The following is a 17,176-nucleotide window of genomic DNA, read 5'->3' as shown; positions in this document are numbered from 1 at the left end:
ATTTCTTTTATAAATTAAACTAAATAGAAGAATGTGAATACGAATACCCAAACTAAATCTACAAAGTGCCAATATAATCCTACTTTTTCTACCATTTCATAATGTCCTCTACGTTCATAAGTACCTAGAATAACATTGAAGAAAATAATGATATTAATTATAATTCCTGAAAGCACGTGAAATCCGTGAAATCCTGTAATAAAGAAAAAGAAATCCGCAAAAATGGTATTTCCATATTCATTTACTTGCAAGTTTGCACCCTCAACAACTAATTTAGTTTTAGCTAACTGAGCCAAACCTTCTTCTCTTGAAAGAATTATTTTTTGTTTGGTAACAGGATCTATCAATTCGGAACGAACTAGTATCTCTGAATTAGATTTATAAGAATTTTGAATTTGAGCTATAGAATATGTAGCTATAGTTCCTTCCTTCTCAAACCATAATCCGTTTTCTCTTTCGTGTTGAACTCTTCCATCGGTTCTTTCTCCAACAACAAAGTCTGACAAAGCAATTTGATGACCATCTTTTACAAATTGTAAAATTTTACCATCAGTAGTTTTTACTGCTCCATAAGATCCATTAATAAAGTTTTTCCACTCCCAAGCTTGAGATCCAACAAAGATGATTCCAAAAATAATAGTAGCAAACATATACCAAGCTACCTTTTTTTGTTTCTTTTGATGACCAGCATCAACAGCTAAAACCATTGTTACAGAAGAAACAATAAGAATAAATGTCATTAATGCAACGTAATACATTGGTGCATGTACACCATGCAATCCAGGAAAGTGAGTAAACACTTCATCGGCAATTGGCCAAGAGTCTATAAATTTAAATCGTGTTAAACCGTAAGCTGCTAAAAAACCTGTAAAGGTTAAAGCATCAGAAACGATAAAAAACCACATCATCATTTTACCATAACTTGCTCCAAATGGTCGTTGTCCACCACCGCTCCAAGTTTCTTTACCATCTTCAGGTATAGCAATATTTGCTTCCATATAATAATTTCTATTAATTAGTGTTCTTAGTTAGTGCGCCAAAAATAGCTATTTTTCATCACCTAATAAAATAGAAAAAGAAAAATAGGTAAATCCATAGTATATCTACAAAATGCCAAAAGATTGCTCCTAGTTCAAAACCAAGCATATTGTCTGATTTGTATTTGTATTTAAAATGATTATAAATAACAACCAAAAGCACTAAAAGACCTGCTAACAGGTGTAAAACGTGCATAAATGTGATTCCTATTATAAAAGATGTTGACACCGTACTTTCTGGTCCTGTAAAAAAAAGACCAACACTTTTTAATTGATTAAAACCAACATATTGTTGCCACACAAATCCTATTCCTAGTAATAAAGTTGCAATAACAAACACTAATGAGAGTTGTCTTTTATCATTTTTTAAGAATTTTTGCGACAAAAACAGCGTAATACTACTTGCAACGATTAGAAAAGTACTTATATAAAATGCTCGTGGTAAATCAAAAGAAACCCAATCATCTCTTTTCATACTTATTACATATGCACTTGTTAATCCTGCAAAAAACATCACCATACTAATCATGGAAATCCATAACATAGGTTTTGCCGATTTTCTCTTAGCAACCGTTAATTCTTCTTGTAAATCTTGTTCTAATATCATTATTAATGTAAAAATTTATCTACTACGTATATAATTTGCACTGCTGTAATATACAAAACACTTGATAACATAAGTTTTCTTGCATCAATGTTTTCTTCACTTTTATGTAATTTAAATGCAAAGTACAGCATATAAATCCCCAACAAAGCAACAATTACTGCTGTTATAGGATGAATATAAAATGCTCCTGATAATTTTAAAACGGGTGCAATTGATACAAGTATCATAATTATAGTGTAAAATATAATCTGTTTTACTGCTCCTTTGTCTTTTTCTCCCATAGGCAGCATATTAAATCCTGCTTTTTTATATTCTTCATCTTGCAACCAACCAATTGCCCAAAAATGAGGGAATTGCCAGAAAAACTGAATCATAAATAAGAAACCTGCTTCTAAACCAAAATTATTAGTGGCTGCCACCCAACCTAACATAAAAGGAATTGCTCCTGGAATTGCACCAACAAAAACAGATAATGGTGTTACTGGTTTTAAAGGCGTATAAACACTTGTATATAAAAATATAGAAATAGCACCAAACAAAGCTGTTTTAGGGTTTATACTATATAAAATTGATAAACCAAGGATTGTAAATAGAATTGCGATGGTTAATGCAACATTAACAGACATTCTACCTGTTGGCAAAGGTCTATTTTGTGTACGTTTCATAATAGCATCTGTATCTTTTTCTATAATTTGATTAAATGCATTTGATGCACCGACCATAAAGAAACCACCAATAGCTAAAAGAAAAAGTGTAAAATAATTAACGACATCTATTGCTAATAAATATCCTGCAACAGAAGAAAAGACCACACTTAAAGACAAACCAACTTTTGTTAGTTGTTTAAAGTCAGAAAAAATAGCTTGCATAGATGTTGTATTGTTTGTAATTAGTGTTGTGCTCATTTTACAAAATAGTCTGCAAAGATATTTGATAATTATGACTTTACAATGTTTTTAGCCAGCTTTTAACTTTTACATATAAAAAAACCCACTCAATAAATTGAGTGGGAAAATTGCTATGAAAAAGAAAAAGTGTGATTTAATAAAAAATCACACTGCAAATATATATAATATTGTTTGTTAATACCAAATAAAGATATAAAATTTAAAAATCAAAATACCAATTAAATAAATCTGCTTTTACCCCTACACTAAACCACACATTTGATCCTGAAGGAGAGCTTATTATAGGTGTATCTGGTGAGAAATTTCTATAAGATAAACTTGCAAATAGATTTGTATTATTAGATGGGTTTATTAAATAGTTAGCTTGTATATCTGCAATAAATATGTTTGCAGTGTTACCTTGAGCAATTTCAATACCGGTATCCGCTAACCTATCTTCATAAGATTGATAAAGATCTCCACCATAACTTATTATTTGATCATCTAAATCAAAACCTTTTTTACCTAAGATAATTTTAGCACTACCACTCCATCTATCTTTTTTATATCTCGCAATTGCAATTGCTTCCCAAAAGTTAGCTCCCCATAAATGCCCAAGTGGCTGACTATAGTTACCATAATTTAAAATTGGCGATTTATGTGCAAAAGTATAAGGACGAGCACGATTGTATTCTAATTGTAAAAATAAATCTTTAACATTAAAAGCATCAAAATACTTTGCTCCCATTTGGTAAGCAAACTTATGTTTCCAATCACTTAAATCACTAAAGTTTCCAAAAGAAAACTCATCAATCATAAATTGAGAATATAAAGAAATATTATCGTTCAGTTTATATTTTCCTGTTAAACCAATAATTGCATTACCTGCATCTTCACCTCTATTAAACTCTAAAGATCTATAAAATATTATTGGATTTAAAAAACCTGCATCTATACCATTTTCTCCAGCAGAAATTGCTGTTTCAAAAAAGCCTAAATTTAATCGATCTGTAATATTAACACTCAAATAATGGGCTGCTACGTATTTTCTTGCATGTTCATTTGGGTCAGAAACAGAACTAATAGATGGTTCTGTATTCCACATCCAAATATTTGTGTATTGAAATTTCCATAAATCAACCTTCATTTTTAAATAGGTTGTTGGAGAAGAAACATCTGATAAAATAAAAGATCTATAACCATCTCCAATAAAGTTTTTACCATTACCAAATTGAAATTGCATGTGTTTATTTGGCGTGTATGCTAAATAAGCCTCTGCAACAGGATAATCATGAGAATCTGTTCTATGTCCTTTAGTCTTTCCTCTACCAGGAACTAAACCTTCTGAATTTTTAGGTTTAAAATTTGCTGCTGGGTTTGTAACGTAACTATTTACATACTCTGCAAACCTACCTTGACTTTCTGAATACGTTGTAGAGAATGAAAAATTATTTCCAATTTCTCCATTAACATTTACAATTCTAGAATTATTGAATGTATACGCTAAATCTGAATTATCTTTTCCTAACTGAACATCAAATAGAAAGTCTACTGTTAACCAATAATCTTCCTTTTTAATTTGTAATAAATGTTCGTTCCAAACTTTATTACCTAACCAAGTTCTTTTATTTGGTTTTAAAAACTTTTTCTTCTCTTCTGTTAAGTTATAATACTCACCAACTTCATTGTAAGTATATGGTTTAGAAGCAGTATGTGTTCCTTTTGCTTTATGTAAAGCAAACTCATAGTCTACATAGTTCTTATGCGTAAACGGAATATTTAATTTACTGCTATGCTCTAAAAAGGTAGAATCTGCAATTCTATTTTTTTCCACAACATCTAATAAGTTTTCTTTCTTAATTTCTATTGAAGGTTTTACATCGTAACTAATAGAATTTTCTATTATAGGAAACTTAATAGGAAGTTCGAACTTCATTTCTATTGCGTGGTTATTGTACCAACCTGGAGTAATTTTCGGAAAAACTTTAAAAGCTCTTTTTACTTCTTCTCTAATTCCTTCATAAGGAGTGTTAACGTAAATCAATTTAAATTCACCTTCTGCAGTAACTGCAAAAATAGTATTAACTGTTCCATTAAAACTTTCATTTTCTACAATTGCTGGAGTTTTAAATTCTGCAAAAAAATGTTTTCTTGCTGTTGTGTAGAAACAATCTTTTAAAGATTCTATTTCAGCTCCTTTACAGACATCAAAGATTGGATATCTTTCTTCTTGAGCAAAAAATAGTGTGGGAAATAATAAAACTAGAAATACGTATTTTTTTATCATCCTATAATTTTATAACAGTGTTATTTTTTAATTGATATTTTTGATTGCTTTCCTTACAAATTGCAATTCCGTTTTCATTAAACTCTAAAGTATGGCCATATTCACTTACCCAACCAATTTGTTTTGATGGGTTACCAACTACAAGTGCAAAAGGTAAAACTTCTTTAGTAACGACAGATCCTGCTCCAATAAAAGCATATTCGCCAATAGTATTACCACAAACAATCGTTGCATTAGCACCAATACTTGCACCTTTTTTTACTAAAGTTTTTTGATATTCGTTCTTTCTTTTGATAGCACTTCTTGGGTTTATCACATTTGTAAAAACCATTGAAGGACCTAAAAAAACATCATCTTCACAAATTACGCCTGTATAAATAGAAACGTTGTTTTGTACTTTAACATTTTTACCTAAAATTACTTCTGGAGAAACCACTACATTTTGACCAATATTGCATTGTTCACCAATAACACAATTAGACATAATATGACTAAAATGCCAAATTTTGGTATTTTTTCCAATACTGCAATCTGCATCTATTACAGCGGTTTCATGTGCAAAATAATCTTTCAAAATTAGTAACCTGAATTTGAATTATTTTCTTTATTAACAATCTCTTTAGAAGATGATGTACCAATTCTATCTACTCCTAATTCAACCATTTTTACAGCAGTTTCATAATCTCTTACTCCTCCAGCTGCTTTTATTTTTAATGGCTTTGCATTTTCTACTATTAACTTCATAGTTTCAAACGTAGCTCCATTTGGCAAATTGTTTTCTGTTTTAAAAAAACCAGTTGATGATTTTACAAAAACTTTATCTGCATTTTCTTCACCAAAAACATCAAAAACAATGTCTTTAATTAATTGCGAAATTACAATTATTTCTTTGCTTGTTAAGGCAGCTACCTCAATTATCCATTTTACAACCTTATTATTAGCTAAAGAAAGTTCAATTCCTTTTGTAATTTCATTTTTAACTAAATCTATTTCTCCTCTTTTAAAAGCTTCATAATTTACCACAAAATCTAACTCATCGGCACCTAAATTAATCGCTTTTTGTGCTTCTTCTAATTTTTCTTCAACGGTATAAGTTCCTTCATGAAAGCCAATAACTGTACCTATAAGGTTACTTTTACTTGCTTCTTGAAGCATTTCTTTTGCTAAAGGAATATATTTTGCACGAATCATTATTAATTTATAATCATACAAAATAGCTTCTTTGATTAGATCAATAACTTTTTGTTGATTCTCTTCTTCTGAAAGGTTTGCTTGACTTGCTGTTTTTAAGTAAGTAGCGTCTAAATATTGATTGATTTCCATATTACAAAAATAATAAATTATAAACCGTTTTCAACAAAAAACCCAACCAAATGGTTGGGTTTCTATATTACTCAATTTTAAAAGTAATTGGTAATAAATATCTAACTTTTACTGTTCTACTATTTTGCTTACCTGGTTTAAACTTTGGAAGCTTATTTATAATTCTTTGAGCTTCATTTTTTAATTTTTTATGAGGCGCTCTTATTTCCACATCTATAATACTTCCTTTTTGGTTGATGATAAACTGTGTTTGTATTCTATGATTACCAGAATGTAAACCTAATTCGTTTGCCAAAGAAATATCGAAATTACGTTGCACAAATTGCTTCATTTTTTTATCAAAACAAACTTTATTATCTTCTTTTGATAAATTTTCACATCCTTTAAAAACCGGTGCGTTTTGTAAATTCACAAAAGGAACTGCATCTTCTGGGTTAAATTTCTCAGGTTCTTTTACTACAACTAAAGCTTTAATATCTATTATGGTTGGGAGTTCATCAGGAGTATCATCAAAAATAATTTCTTTAATAGTATTATCTCCTTTTACAACTTCATCAATTAAAAGCGGTGCTATTTTTACTATTTCTGCTTTAGGAATAACTTTCGGTTCTCTTTTAAAAATAACGTCTGCGTCTGGTTCTATATTAACCACACTACCTTTATCTAAAAAGACACAACTTACAATAGTCTTTTGTTCTGTTTTATACTCTAAGGCTACATATACTACAAAGAGTACTAAGACCAACCCTAACTGCATAAAAATGTTAGAGAATTTCTCTAATTGTTTGCTTGGTAACTTTTTTACATTTTTCATAATCAGAAAGTTTTTAAATGTTAAGACTTTGTTAAAACAAAGAATATGCCACAAAAAAAAACATCACTAAAAAGTGATGCTTTTTTAATATAAATTGGTTAACCCCCTACAGTTAATCAATCAATAAACTTAATTCATTTTTATTTTTTGCATTTCCCCCAAAACGCTCTACAAAAGTAAGGGAAACAAACTATTTAAAAATTCACTTTTGTATGAATGGCACTAAATACTGTATAAATTGCATAAAAAATAAAATAAAGAATATCTATCAAATTAATAAAGCAACCTAAATTCAAAAATTACAGTATCTTTTATATTAATAGAAAAATTAGAGTTTTACAGAGTTATCTTGGATAATTATCAAATAAATTAAATTAGATCTTTTAATAACTAAAAATATATAAATGAATTCCACTAAAAAAGCATCACTAAATAGTGATGCTTTTTTACTATAAATTGATTATCCCCCTACAGTTAATCAATCAATAAACTTAATGTTTTCTTAAATTTTTGCATTTCCCCCAAAATGCTTTACAAAAGTAAGAGGAACTATCTGTTTTAAAATTCACTTTTGTATAAATGGTTTTAAATCCTGTATAAATTGTATTAAAAACAAAGCATCTTGTATTTTCTATTTAATTAAAACAATCAAAATGTAAATATTATAGTATTTTTGGTTAAAACATTTTTTATGCTAACATCAGTTATTGTTGATGACGAACCAAAAGCAATACAAGGTTTATCTTGGGAATTATCAAATTTTAATGACCAAATAAATGTAATTGCTACTTTTAATGACCCTGAAAAAGCTTTAATTTATTTAGCTAATAATGAGATTGATTGCCTGTTTTTAGATATTGAAATGCCAACTATGGATGGTTTTCAGTTTTTAAAGAAATTAAAATCTCGAGATTTTGCTGTAGTAATTACAACTGCTTATAATGAATATGCTATTAAAGCATTAAAAAACGATGCTATAGATTATCTATTAAAACCTATAGACACTGATGATTTAGAAGAAACTATAGCAAAAGTAAAGAAGTATAATATTAGATCTTTAAACTCTAACAAAGTAGAAAAAGTATTATTGAATTTTAATGAAAAATTAAACAATAAAAAAATTACAATTAATACAGATGGTAAACTAATTTTTTTAGAGCCTGAAGAAATCCTTTTTATTGAATCTGATGGGAATTACTCATCAATTTATACTACAAATAATAAAAAAATTGTTGTTACAAAAAAGCTGAAAGAAGTTAATACATTACTACCAGAAGAAGTGTTTTTTAGAATTCATAATTCTTATATTATCAACTTAAAAAAAGTGAAAGAATTCTTAAAAACAGATGGTTATGTCGTTTTAGAAAACAATCAGAAAATACCAGTTTCTCGCCAAAAGAAAGCAGAGTTTTTAGATAAATTTTAATTTATGAAGTCAAAATTATTTACGCTTACTTTTTTGTTTTTAAGTATTATCTCTTTTTCTCAAAAAAAAGAAAAAAATAAACAAATAGAATACCTTGTTGAGAATAAAATTTCTTCTTTAGATATTATTGACTCTGTTTTTAGAAAAAAAAGAGAAGACAAAGACCTCTTAGAACAACTAGTAAAAAGAAGTAAAGAAAACGCATATTTAGAAGGGCAGTTTTATGGTTCTAATGCTCTAGGCAGGCATTATAGAGATCGTTCTCTTTTTAACAAGTCTCTTTTTCAATATGAAAAAGCATTAATTATTAGCGAAAAAATAAAAGATACCGTTTCTGAAGTAAAAGTATTAAATGCTATTGGTTCTGTTTACAGAAGACAAGATGATATTAGAAATGCTTTAAATTATCATCAAAGAGCATTAGATAAAGCTATTCGTATTAAGAATCCTACAGTTAGTATTAAAAAAAGTATTAGTATTTCTCAAAATAGTATTGGTAATATCTACGTTTCTTTAAGACAATATAAATTAGCACTAAATGAGTTTAGCAAATCGATTATTACACAAAGAGAACTTGGTCATCAACTTGGTCTTGCTATTAACTATCAAAATATTGGAAGAGCAAATGAAGGCTTAGGTAATTTAGATAAAGCACTTTTAAATTATCACAAATCTTTAAATTATAACAATAAAATAGATTCTAAGCTTGGTAGAATAATTTGCGGATATAGAATTGCGAATATTTTAATAAAACAAAAAAAGTACAATCAAGCTCTTACTACTGTAGATACCGTTTTACAAGCAGCAATCAAGGAAAACGACAAGTATTATCTGTCTAAAACATATAATGCTTTAGGTTTAGCTCAATTACACTTAAATAAACTTACTGCATCTAAAGATAATTTAACTACAGCTTTAAATATTGCAACAGAATTTAACATACAAGCTATTATAGTTCAAGCAAATGAAAACCTAGCACTGTTAAATGACAAGAAAAAAGATTATAAAAAGGCTTACTTTTATTACAAGAAAGCAAAAGAAGAAGGTGCTAAAACACTTAACGACAGAAACGTACTATATGTCAGTGAGTTAACTAGTAAATATAACAAAGAACATAGTGAAAATCAAATAAAAGATTTAGCAAAAAAGAATCAGATTGCTCAATTACAAATTACAAGAAACAGAAACTTATGGATTATGGCTTTAAGTATTTTTGCTTTAACTACTGTAGTTGTCTTTTCTGTTAGTAAACAAAAACGTTTAAAAAATGAAAAAAGAATTCTTTCATTAAAACAAGATGCTTTAAGAAGTCAGATGAATCCTCACTTTATGTTTAATGCCCTAAATTCTATTAAACTATACATTATTGAAAACGATAAGAAAAAAGCGACTTCTTACCTAAACAAGTTTTCGAAATTGATGCGAAAAATACTAGAAGCTTCTTCTATACAAGAAACTACGTTAGCTGAAGAAATAGAAACGATGGAGCTTTATATGAGTATAGAGAATATTCGTTTTTCAAATGAAATAGACTTTTCTGTTATAGTTGATCCTTCCTTAAATTTAGAGTCGATAAAAATTCCACCTTTAGTGTTACAACCTTTCTTAGAAAATTCTTTATGGCATGGTTTATCTTCGAAAGGAAAAGATAAAAAGATGACAATTCATATTCATAAAATATCTTCTGATTATATTCAAATTGATATTGCAGATAATGGAATTGGACGTGATGCTGCTGCAAAAATAAAAGCTGAAAAATCTATTAATAGAAAATCTGTAGGAATAAATTTAACAAAAGATAGATTAACCAATTTCTCAAAGAATTTAATAAACGATTATTCTATAATTTATAAAGATTTAAAAGATGAAAATAATAATGCCCTAGGAACTAAGGTTGTTATTAAGTTCCCATTATTTTAAATGCTTTTCAGCTACTTTCTCTAATTCGTCATACCAATCTTGTCCGAATTTTCTTACTAAGGCTTGTTTTACAAACTTATATACGGGTACTTGTAACTCTTTCCCTAAAGAACAAGCATCATCACAAATTTCCCACTTGTGGTAATTTACTGCAGAAAACTCGCTATATTCTTTAACTCTTACAGGATATAAATGGCAAGAAACAGGTTTTTTCCAATCTATTTCACCAGAATTGTAAGCTTCTTCAATAGCACAAAGCGCAGTATTTTTTTCATCAAAAATTACATAAGCGCAATCAGCTCCATTAATTAAAGGAGTTTCTAACTCTCCCCATTCACTTGTAACCCAAGTTCCTTCTTTTTCAATTACATCTATTCCTTCTTTTCTTAAAAAAGGTTTTACTTTGGGATAAATTTTTTCTAAAATTTTAGTTTCCTCTTTATCTAATGGAGCACCAGCCTCACCATCTACACAGCAAGCACCACCACATGCAGAAAGATTACACACAAAATCTTTTTCTATAATATCTTCTGAAACTATTGTTTTTCCTAGTTGAAACATACCGCAAAAATAGTATTATTTTTTTCTATAACTTTACGTTTAGCTAAACTAAGTTTTTTAATTTTGCATAAATCTAAATTCATTTATCATGAACTTTAATCTAAAAGAAATTATTACTGCCTTTATGGTTCTTTTTGCTGTAATCGATATTATTGGAAATATTCCAATAATTATTGATTTACGTAGAAAATCTGGACATATTCAATCTGAAAAAGCATCAATTATTGCAGGTTTCATTATGATCCTTTTTCTTTTTGTAGGACAAAGTTTACTTCATTTTATTGGTATCGATGTACATTCTTTTGCTGTTGCAGGAGCATTAATTTTATTTTTTATTGCTTTAGAAATGATTTTAGGTATTACTTTATATAAAGATGACGCAAGTTCTTCTGCTGTTACTGCTACCGTTTTCCCACTAGCTTTTCCTTTAATTGCTGGTCCAGGAAGTTTAACAACGTTACTTTCTTTAAGAGCCGAATTTGCTATACAGAATATTATTGTTGCTGTTGTTTTAAATATGATCGTTTTATACATCGTTTTAAAAACATCCTCAAAAATTGAAAAATTAATTGGCCCAACAGGAATTCAAATAATACGTAAAGTATTTGGTGTAATCTTATTAGCTATTTCTGTAAAGTTATTTGCAGCAAATATTAAAATGCTTTTTTAAAATGAAATTTGATGCTCTTATTATTGGTGGTGGTGTATCTGGAATGCAATGTGCTTTAGTATTAGGTTCTGCAAAAAACAAACCTTTTGCTAAACCCAAAAATATAGGGATTATTACACATCAAAGAGCTTCTCACTTACAAGATGCTTTATTTAATAATGTATTAGGCTTACCTCCCAAAACTTTAGGGAAAGATATTTTAATAGAAGGTAAAAAGCAACTCTCATCTTTATATCCTCATGTTAAACAAATAAAAAATGAGAAAGTTGTATCTATACTAGAGGATGTAAATGGTTATCAAATAATATCCAATAACAACACCTACATAAGTAAAATAGTAATTATTGCATTAAACTACTCTAAGCCCTTTACAATAATAGGTCTAGACGACTTAATAGAACCTCATCAAAGAGCAAACCCTACAAAAGATAGAATTCAACTTAAAAACAATAATCACCTTATAAGAGAAGGTTTATATTGTTGTGGCACCATTGCTGGCTGGAGAAGTCAGTTTGCAATTGCAGCAGGAAGTGGTGCAAGTGTGGCCACAGACATACTTACGTTATGGAATAACAAAAGACCTACAAAAGTACATGATAAAGTATGATGGAAATCATATTTTAAAGCCCTTATAGTTTATAATTTTACAGTCATAAATCAAATTATTAAGAATTTGATAATTTATGGCAAACTATTTTAAGTAATATTATTAAAATCATAAACTTTAAAAGGGTTACAAAATGGAAATTAAAAAAAATCCAAAACAACAATTAGAAAATTACAGTAAAATTTTCTTGCAAATAGGGTTAGTACTTACCTTATTTATCACCTACACATTAATTGAGCATAAGACTTACGAAAGAAATGATTTAAAAGGCTTAGGTCAAGCAAACATGTTTGATGATATGAAAGAAGATATTCCTATTATCGAAATTCAAGAAGTAAAGCCACCGCCAAAAAACACACCTCCACCTGTAGTTGAACAAATAACAGTTGTGGAAGATGAAAAAGAAATCGAAGAGACTGTAATTGAATCTACAGAGACAGATGAAGATGAAGGTGTAATTATAGATACTGAAGATATTATTGAGGTTGAAGAAGCTGAAGAAGTTGAAGAAGATATTCCTTTTATATTAATTGAAAATGTACCTGTGTATCCAGGTTGTAGAGGTAACAATACAAAACTAAAAAAGTGTTTTACTAAAAAAGTAACTGAACACTTTGGTAGAAGATTTGATACCAATTTAGCAAATGAATTAGGTTTACAACCAGGTAAAAAGAAACTATTTGTAATTTTTACAATTAGTAAACAAGGTAAAGTTATTAATGTTAGAGCTAGAGGACCACACCCAAGACTAGAGAAAGAAGTAGTCAAAATAATTACCTCACTTCCAAAAATGACCCCAGGTAAACAAAGAGGAAATCCTGTAGGTGTTAGTTACAGTATACCCATAACATTTGAGGTTAGAACATAAAAAAAGAAATCCAGCTTAAAGCTGGATTTTTTTTTGCTAAACAAATTACTCAACAAAAACAGACTCCTTCTATTTCTAAATATTATGTAAACCATTAACTACACTTCCCTCTTCTTTACAACAAGAATATTATATAAAAACACCCACCTATTCATTTTATTAAAATCCTTAAAAACATTTGCATCATCTGGTTCAAGTTATTGAAAAATATGGTGCTGATAAAGGAATCTTAAATTATGTTTTATTTAATTTTTTATGATCTAAACATAACCTCAGTAAACACCTTCTTTCTCACCCATAATGGAAAGATTAAGAAAATTACCTATTGAATTTCCTTAGAATCTTATATATCTTTATAGTGTACTTATTAGTATATGTATAATTGATTTTTAACCCTCAAAAACCTTTATTATGAAAAAATTACAACTACTTATTACAGTTATAATAATAACTTTTTCAACTGGAGCCCAAGACTTAGCATTGAATACTCAAGCGAGTAATTATGATAACGTTAATTATAATGAAGCTAATAAAAAGATCATTCCTTTATTAGAGGAAACTACTTATACTTATAAATATAAAGGAGATAATGTTTTAGTCGTTTTTACTAAAAACAGACATATAGAATACTTTAATAATAAAAAACATTCTATAAAATCTAATCTTGTATGGACTTCTGAAACGGAATGCGAGATGACAATACTTGAATCTAATCTACCGAATTTCCCTTTTAGAAACGGAACTAAATTAAACATGAAAATTAATAAAGTTAAAAATGGGTATATCTATTACCAATCTACTTTAGGTGGTAGAAGCTGGACAGGTAAGATGAAAAAATTAAACTAATCCTTTTCATATAAAAAAAAGAGGGCAAAGGAGATCGTTCTTTGAGATATGGGGATATCTTTAACTTTCTTCTACCTCTTTCTTATTAAACAAACCCCCTTGCAAAGATCCAGCTTATAGCTGGATCTTTTTTTATAAAAAACAAATTGATCAACAATAAAAACTTATTAAAAGTCCTCTTTTTTTAACTCTAATTAGAAAGATTAAGAAAATTACCTATTGAGTTGCCTTATAATCTTATATATCTTTATAGTGTACTTATTAGTATATGTGTAATTGATTTTTAACCCTCAAAAAATTTTTATTATGAAAAAATTACAGCTACTTATTACAGTTATAATAATAACTTTTTCAACTGGAGCCCAAGACTTAGCATTGAATACTCAAATGAGTAATTATGATGACGTTAATTATAATGAAGCCAATAAAAAGATCATTCCTTTATTAGAGGAAACTACTTATACTTATAAATATAAAGGAGATAATGTTTTAGTTGTTTTTACTAAAAACAGACATATAGAATACTTTAATAATAAAAAACATTCTATAAAATCTAATCTTGTATGGACTTCTGAAACGGAATGTGAGATGACAATACTTGAATCTAATCTACCGAATTTCCCTTTTAGAAACGGAACTAAATTAAATATGAAAATTAATAAAGTTAAAAATGGGTATATCTATTACCAATCTACCTTAGGTGGTAGAAGTTGGACAGGTAAAATGAAAAAATTAAACTAATTATTTTTATATAATAAAGCAGAGGACAAAGGAGATTGCTCTTGATACGTAGGGGTCTCTCTAGCTTTCTCCGATCCTCTTTCTTTATGACGTGAACCCCCTAGAAAATCCAGCATAAAGCTGGGTTTTTATTTATAAAAAAAACTTAACAAAAGAGCTTCTTTTTAATCTTGATTAGAACGATTAAGAAATTCACCTATTGAATTACCTCACAATCTTCGATACTTTTATAGTGTACATATTAGTATATGTACAATTTACATAAACCCCCAATTATGAAAAAAATATTATTTACTTGCTGCTTTATGCTTGGTCTTTATAGTTATAGCCAAAACAATATAGAAATATCTCTACAACAAGATGTAAGACTATTCTTAGTAGGAGACAACAAAGGAAACGATCCTTTAACTGTTAATCTTTTATCTAAGGTTGAAATTCCTGTTTACAATCTTAAAAAAAACCATTTATCAACTTACCTTTCTTTAGAGTATGCAGATTTAGTTGGTAAAAACTACAAGCGTTACGCTATTGGTGCAGGATATGTTGTTAAAAGTGTTTATGGAAAAATAGGTGCTGGCGCCTATGCAGATTATGGAAAAATATACAGACAAAAAGAAGGTTTTTACAGTTTTAGCCTCAGTGGAGAACTTAACTACAAAATAAATAATAAGTTAAAGTTAATTTGTACATGGCAACTTACAGAAAGAGAAGACTTAAAAGTACTTTATAACTGCGAAGAAGATTATATAGTTAGTGGTTTTATTGGAATAAAATATCGACTATAAATTAAACTATTAAAAAAACAATAGAGGACAAAGGAGATCGCTTCAGGAGATGTGGGGATATCTTTAACTTTCTCCTACCCTCTTCCTTATTAAAAGATCCGGCTTATTGTTGAATCTTTTTTTCTATAAAAACACAAATTACTCAAATTAACAAACTCACTAAAAATCATATTTTTTTATCTTAATTGAATGAATAAGAAAATTACCTATTGAGTCGCCTTAGAATCTTATATATCTTTATAGTGTACTTATTAATATATGTATGATTGATTTTTAACCCTCAAAAAATTTTATTATGAAAAAATTACAACTACTTATTACAGTTCTAATAATATCTTTTTCAACTGGAGCACAAGATTTAGCAATGAATACTCAAGCGAGTAATTATGACAATGTTAATTATAATGAAGCGAGTAATAAAATAGTTCCTTTATTAGAGGAAACTACTTATACATACAAATACAAAGGTGATAATGTTTTAGTTGTTTTTACTGAAAACAGACATATAGAATATTTTAATAATAAACAACACTCTATTAAATCTAGTCTTTTATGGACTTCTGAAACGGAATGTGAAATGACGATACTTGAATCTAATCTTCCTAATTTTCCTTTTAGAAACGGTACTAAATTAAACATGAAAATAAATAAAGTTAAAAATGGTTATATCTATTACCAATCTACCTTAGGTGGTAGAAGCTGGACAGGTAAAATGAAAAAATTAAATTAATGTTCTTTATATAAAAGAATAGGGGACAAAGGAGATTGCTCTTGATACGTAGGGGTCTCTCTAACTTTCTCCGATCCCCTTTCTTTATTTAAATGAACTTATTAAAAAACAGAATTGATTAGTAAACTTGATAAAATAAAAAATTAAAAGAATACATTTTTTCATGTAAAAAGAATAGAGGAAAAAGGAGATTGCTATAGACACGTAGGGGTTTCTCTAACTTTCTCCAATCCTCTTTCTTTTTTATTTGAATCATTAAAAACAGATTTTATAGTTAGACGGGGAAAATAAAAAAAACAAACAAAAATATTTCATATAAAAAATAGAGGACAGAGGAGATTGCTCAAGATACGTAGGGGTCTCTCTAACTTTCTCCATTCCTTTTTCTTTATTATATGAACCCCTAAAAAATCCAGCTTTAAGCTGGATTTTTATTTTATAAAAAAACAAATTATTCAAATAAACAAACTCACTAAAAATTATATACTTTTTTACCTTAATTGAAAAAATAAGAAAATTACCTATTGAGTTGCCTTAGAATCTTATATATCTTTATAGTGTACTTATTAGTATATGTATGATTGATTTTTAACCCTCAAAAAATTTTATTATGAAAAAATTACAACTACTTATTACAGTTCTAATAATATCTTTTTCAACTGGAGCACAAGATATAGCAATGAATACTCCAACGAATAATTATGACAATGTTAATTATAATGAAGCGAGTAATAAAATAGTTCCTTTATTAGAAGAAACTACTTATACATATAAATATAAAGGTGATAATGTTTTAGTTGTTTTTACAGAAAACAGACATATCGAATATTTTAATAATAAACAACACTCTATTAAATCTAGTCTTTTATGGACTTCTGAAACGGAATGTGAAATGACAATACTTGAATCTAACCTACCTAATTTTCCTTTTAGAAACGGTACTAAATTAAACATGAAAATAAATAAAGTTAAAAATGGTTATATCTATTACCAATCTACATTAGGTGGTAGAAGTTGGACAGGTAAAATGAAAAAAATAAACTAATACTTTTCATATAAACAAACAG

Annotated in this window: 18 protein-coding genes; 10 read left to right on the top strand and 8 right to left on the bottom strand. The window is 28.2% G+C overall.

Translation table 11 applies throughout. The features are described 5' to 3' along the window. Positions 1-14 precede the first annotated feature (14 nt). The 7 genes from BTO07_RS12880 to BTO07_RS12850 form a co-directional block, all read right to left on the bottom strand. Complete coding sequence (locus BTO07_RS12880; protein WP_087521620.1) at positions 15-998, bottom strand: cytochrome c oxidase subunit 3; 984 nt, start codon at positions 996-998, stop codon at positions 15-17. Positions 999-1,056: 58 nt separating this feature from the next. Beyond that, on the bottom strand, positions 1,057-1,644 hold the full coding sequence (locus BTO07_RS12875) for a cytochrome c oxidase subunit 3 (protein ID WP_198342468.1): 588 nt from the start codon (positions 1,642-1,644) through the stop codon (positions 1,057-1,059). A 2-nt stretch (positions 1,645-1,646) separates the two neighbouring features. After that, complete coding sequence (gene cyoE / locus BTO07_RS12870) at positions 1,647-2,549, bottom strand: heme o synthase (protein ID WP_087521619.1); 903 nt, start codon at positions 2,547-2,549, stop codon at positions 1,647-1,649. A 202-nt stretch (positions 2,550-2,751) separates the two neighbouring features. Continuing rightward, positions 2,752-4,818, bottom strand: a complete 2,067-nt coding sequence (locus BTO07_RS12865; RefSeq protein ID WP_087521618.1) for a hypothetical protein — start codon at positions 4,816-4,818, stop codon at positions 2,752-2,754. Between the two features lies 1 nt (position 4,819). Continuing rightward, positions 4,820-5,392 (bottom strand): acyltransferase, encoded by a 573-nt coding sequence (locus tag BTO07_RS12860; RefSeq protein WP_087521617.1) that lies wholly within the window; start codon positions 5,390-5,392, stop codon positions 4,820-4,822. A 2-nt stretch (positions 5,393-5,394) separates the two neighbouring features. Continuing rightward, complete coding sequence (deoC, locus tag BTO07_RS12855) at positions 5,395-6,141, bottom strand: deoxyribose-phosphate aldolase (RefSeq protein WP_087521616.1); 747 nt, start codon at positions 6,139-6,141, stop codon at positions 5,395-5,397. Between the two features lie 67 nt (positions 6,142-6,208). Beyond that, the gene (locus BTO07_RS12850) at positions 6,209-6,955 is read right to left on the bottom strand and encodes an energy transducer TonB (protein WP_087521615.1); all 747 of its coding nucleotides are present in this window, start codon (positions 6,953-6,955) and stop codon (positions 6,209-6,211) included. A gap of 691 nt (positions 6,956-7,646) precedes the next feature. Between BTO07_RS12850 and BTO07_RS12845 the strand changes: the two genes are divergently transcribed. Both BTO07_RS12845 and BTO07_RS12840 read left to right on the top strand, forming a co-directional pair. Next, a complete protein-coding gene (locus BTO07_RS12845) occupies positions 7,647-8,381 on the top strand; it encodes a LytR/AlgR family response regulator transcription factor (protein ID WP_087521614.1) in 735 nt (244 codons plus the stop codon). A 3-nt stretch (positions 8,382-8,384) separates the two neighbouring features. Beyond that, on the top strand, positions 8,385-10,301 hold the full coding sequence (locus tag BTO07_RS12840; RefSeq protein ID WP_087521613.1) for a tetratricopeptide repeat-containing sensor histidine kinase: 1,917 nt from the start codon (positions 8,385-8,387) through the stop codon (positions 10,299-10,301). On the opposite strand, the gene BTO07_RS12835 is transcribed toward BTO07_RS12840, so the two are convergent. Then, the gene (locus tag BTO07_RS12835; RefSeq protein ID WP_087521612.1) at positions 10,293-10,862 is read right to left on the bottom strand and encodes a DUF3109 family protein; all 570 of its coding nucleotides are present in this window, start codon (positions 10,860-10,862) and stop codon (positions 10,293-10,295) included. The genes BTO07_RS12840 and BTO07_RS12835 overlap by 9 nt on opposite strands. Before the next feature lie 88 nt (positions 10,863-10,950). On the opposite strand from BTO07_RS12835, the gene BTO07_RS12830 reads away from it, so the two are divergent. From BTO07_RS12830 to BTO07_RS12795, 8 genes are all read left to right on the top strand, one after another. Next, positions 10,951-11,532 (top strand): MarC family protein, encoded by a 582-nt coding sequence (locus tag BTO07_RS12830; protein ID WP_087521611.1) that lies wholly within the window; start codon positions 10,951-10,953, stop codon positions 11,530-11,532. A gap of 1 nt (position 11,533) precedes the next feature. Beyond that, a complete protein-coding gene (locus BTO07_RS12825; RefSeq protein WP_087521610.1) occupies positions 11,534-12,139 on the top strand; it encodes an NAD(P)/FAD-dependent oxidoreductase in 606 nt (201 codons plus the stop codon). Between the two features lie 133 nt (positions 12,140-12,272). Further along, positions 12,273-13,007 (top strand): energy transducer TonB, encoded by a 735-nt coding sequence (locus tag BTO07_RS12820; protein ID WP_087521609.1) that lies wholly within the window; start codon positions 12,273-12,275, stop codon positions 13,005-13,007. 411 nt (positions 13,008-13,418) lie between these two features. Next, on the top strand, positions 13,419-13,853 hold the full coding sequence (locus tag BTO07_RS12815) for a hypothetical protein (protein WP_087521608.1): 435 nt from the start codon (positions 13,419-13,421) through the stop codon (positions 13,851-13,853). Positions 13,854-14,159: 306 nt separating this feature from the next. Beyond that, positions 14,160-14,594, top strand: coding sequence for a hypothetical protein (locus tag BTO07_RS12810; protein ID WP_087521607.1), 435 nt, complete (start codon positions 14,160-14,162; stop codon positions 14,592-14,594). Between the two features lie 275 nt (positions 14,595-14,869). Further along, on the top strand, positions 14,870-15,379 hold the full coding sequence (locus tag BTO07_RS12805; RefSeq protein WP_157663350.1) for a hypothetical protein: 510 nt from the start codon (positions 14,870-14,872) through the stop codon (positions 15,377-15,379). A gap of 295 nt (positions 15,380-15,674) precedes the next feature. Next, entirely contained in the window at positions 15,675-16,109 is a 435-nt protein-coding gene (locus BTO07_RS12800) for a hypothetical protein (protein ID WP_087521605.1), read from the top strand. Positions 16,110-16,719: 610 nt separating this feature from the next. Then, positions 16,720-17,154 carry a hypothetical protein gene (locus BTO07_RS12795; protein ID WP_087521604.1) on the top strand — a complete coding sequence of 145 codons (435 nt, stop codon included), beginning with the start codon at positions 16,720-16,722 and terminating at the stop codon, positions 17,152-17,154. Positions 17,155-17,176 lie beyond the last annotated feature (22 nt).

It is taken from the genome of Polaribacter sp. SA4-12 (assembly GCF_002163675.1).
Classification (GTDB): Bacteria; Bacteroidota; Bacteroidia; order Flavobacteriales; family Flavobacteriaceae; genus Polaribacter.
This window is presented reverse-complemented; position numbering and strand designations above follow the sequence as displayed.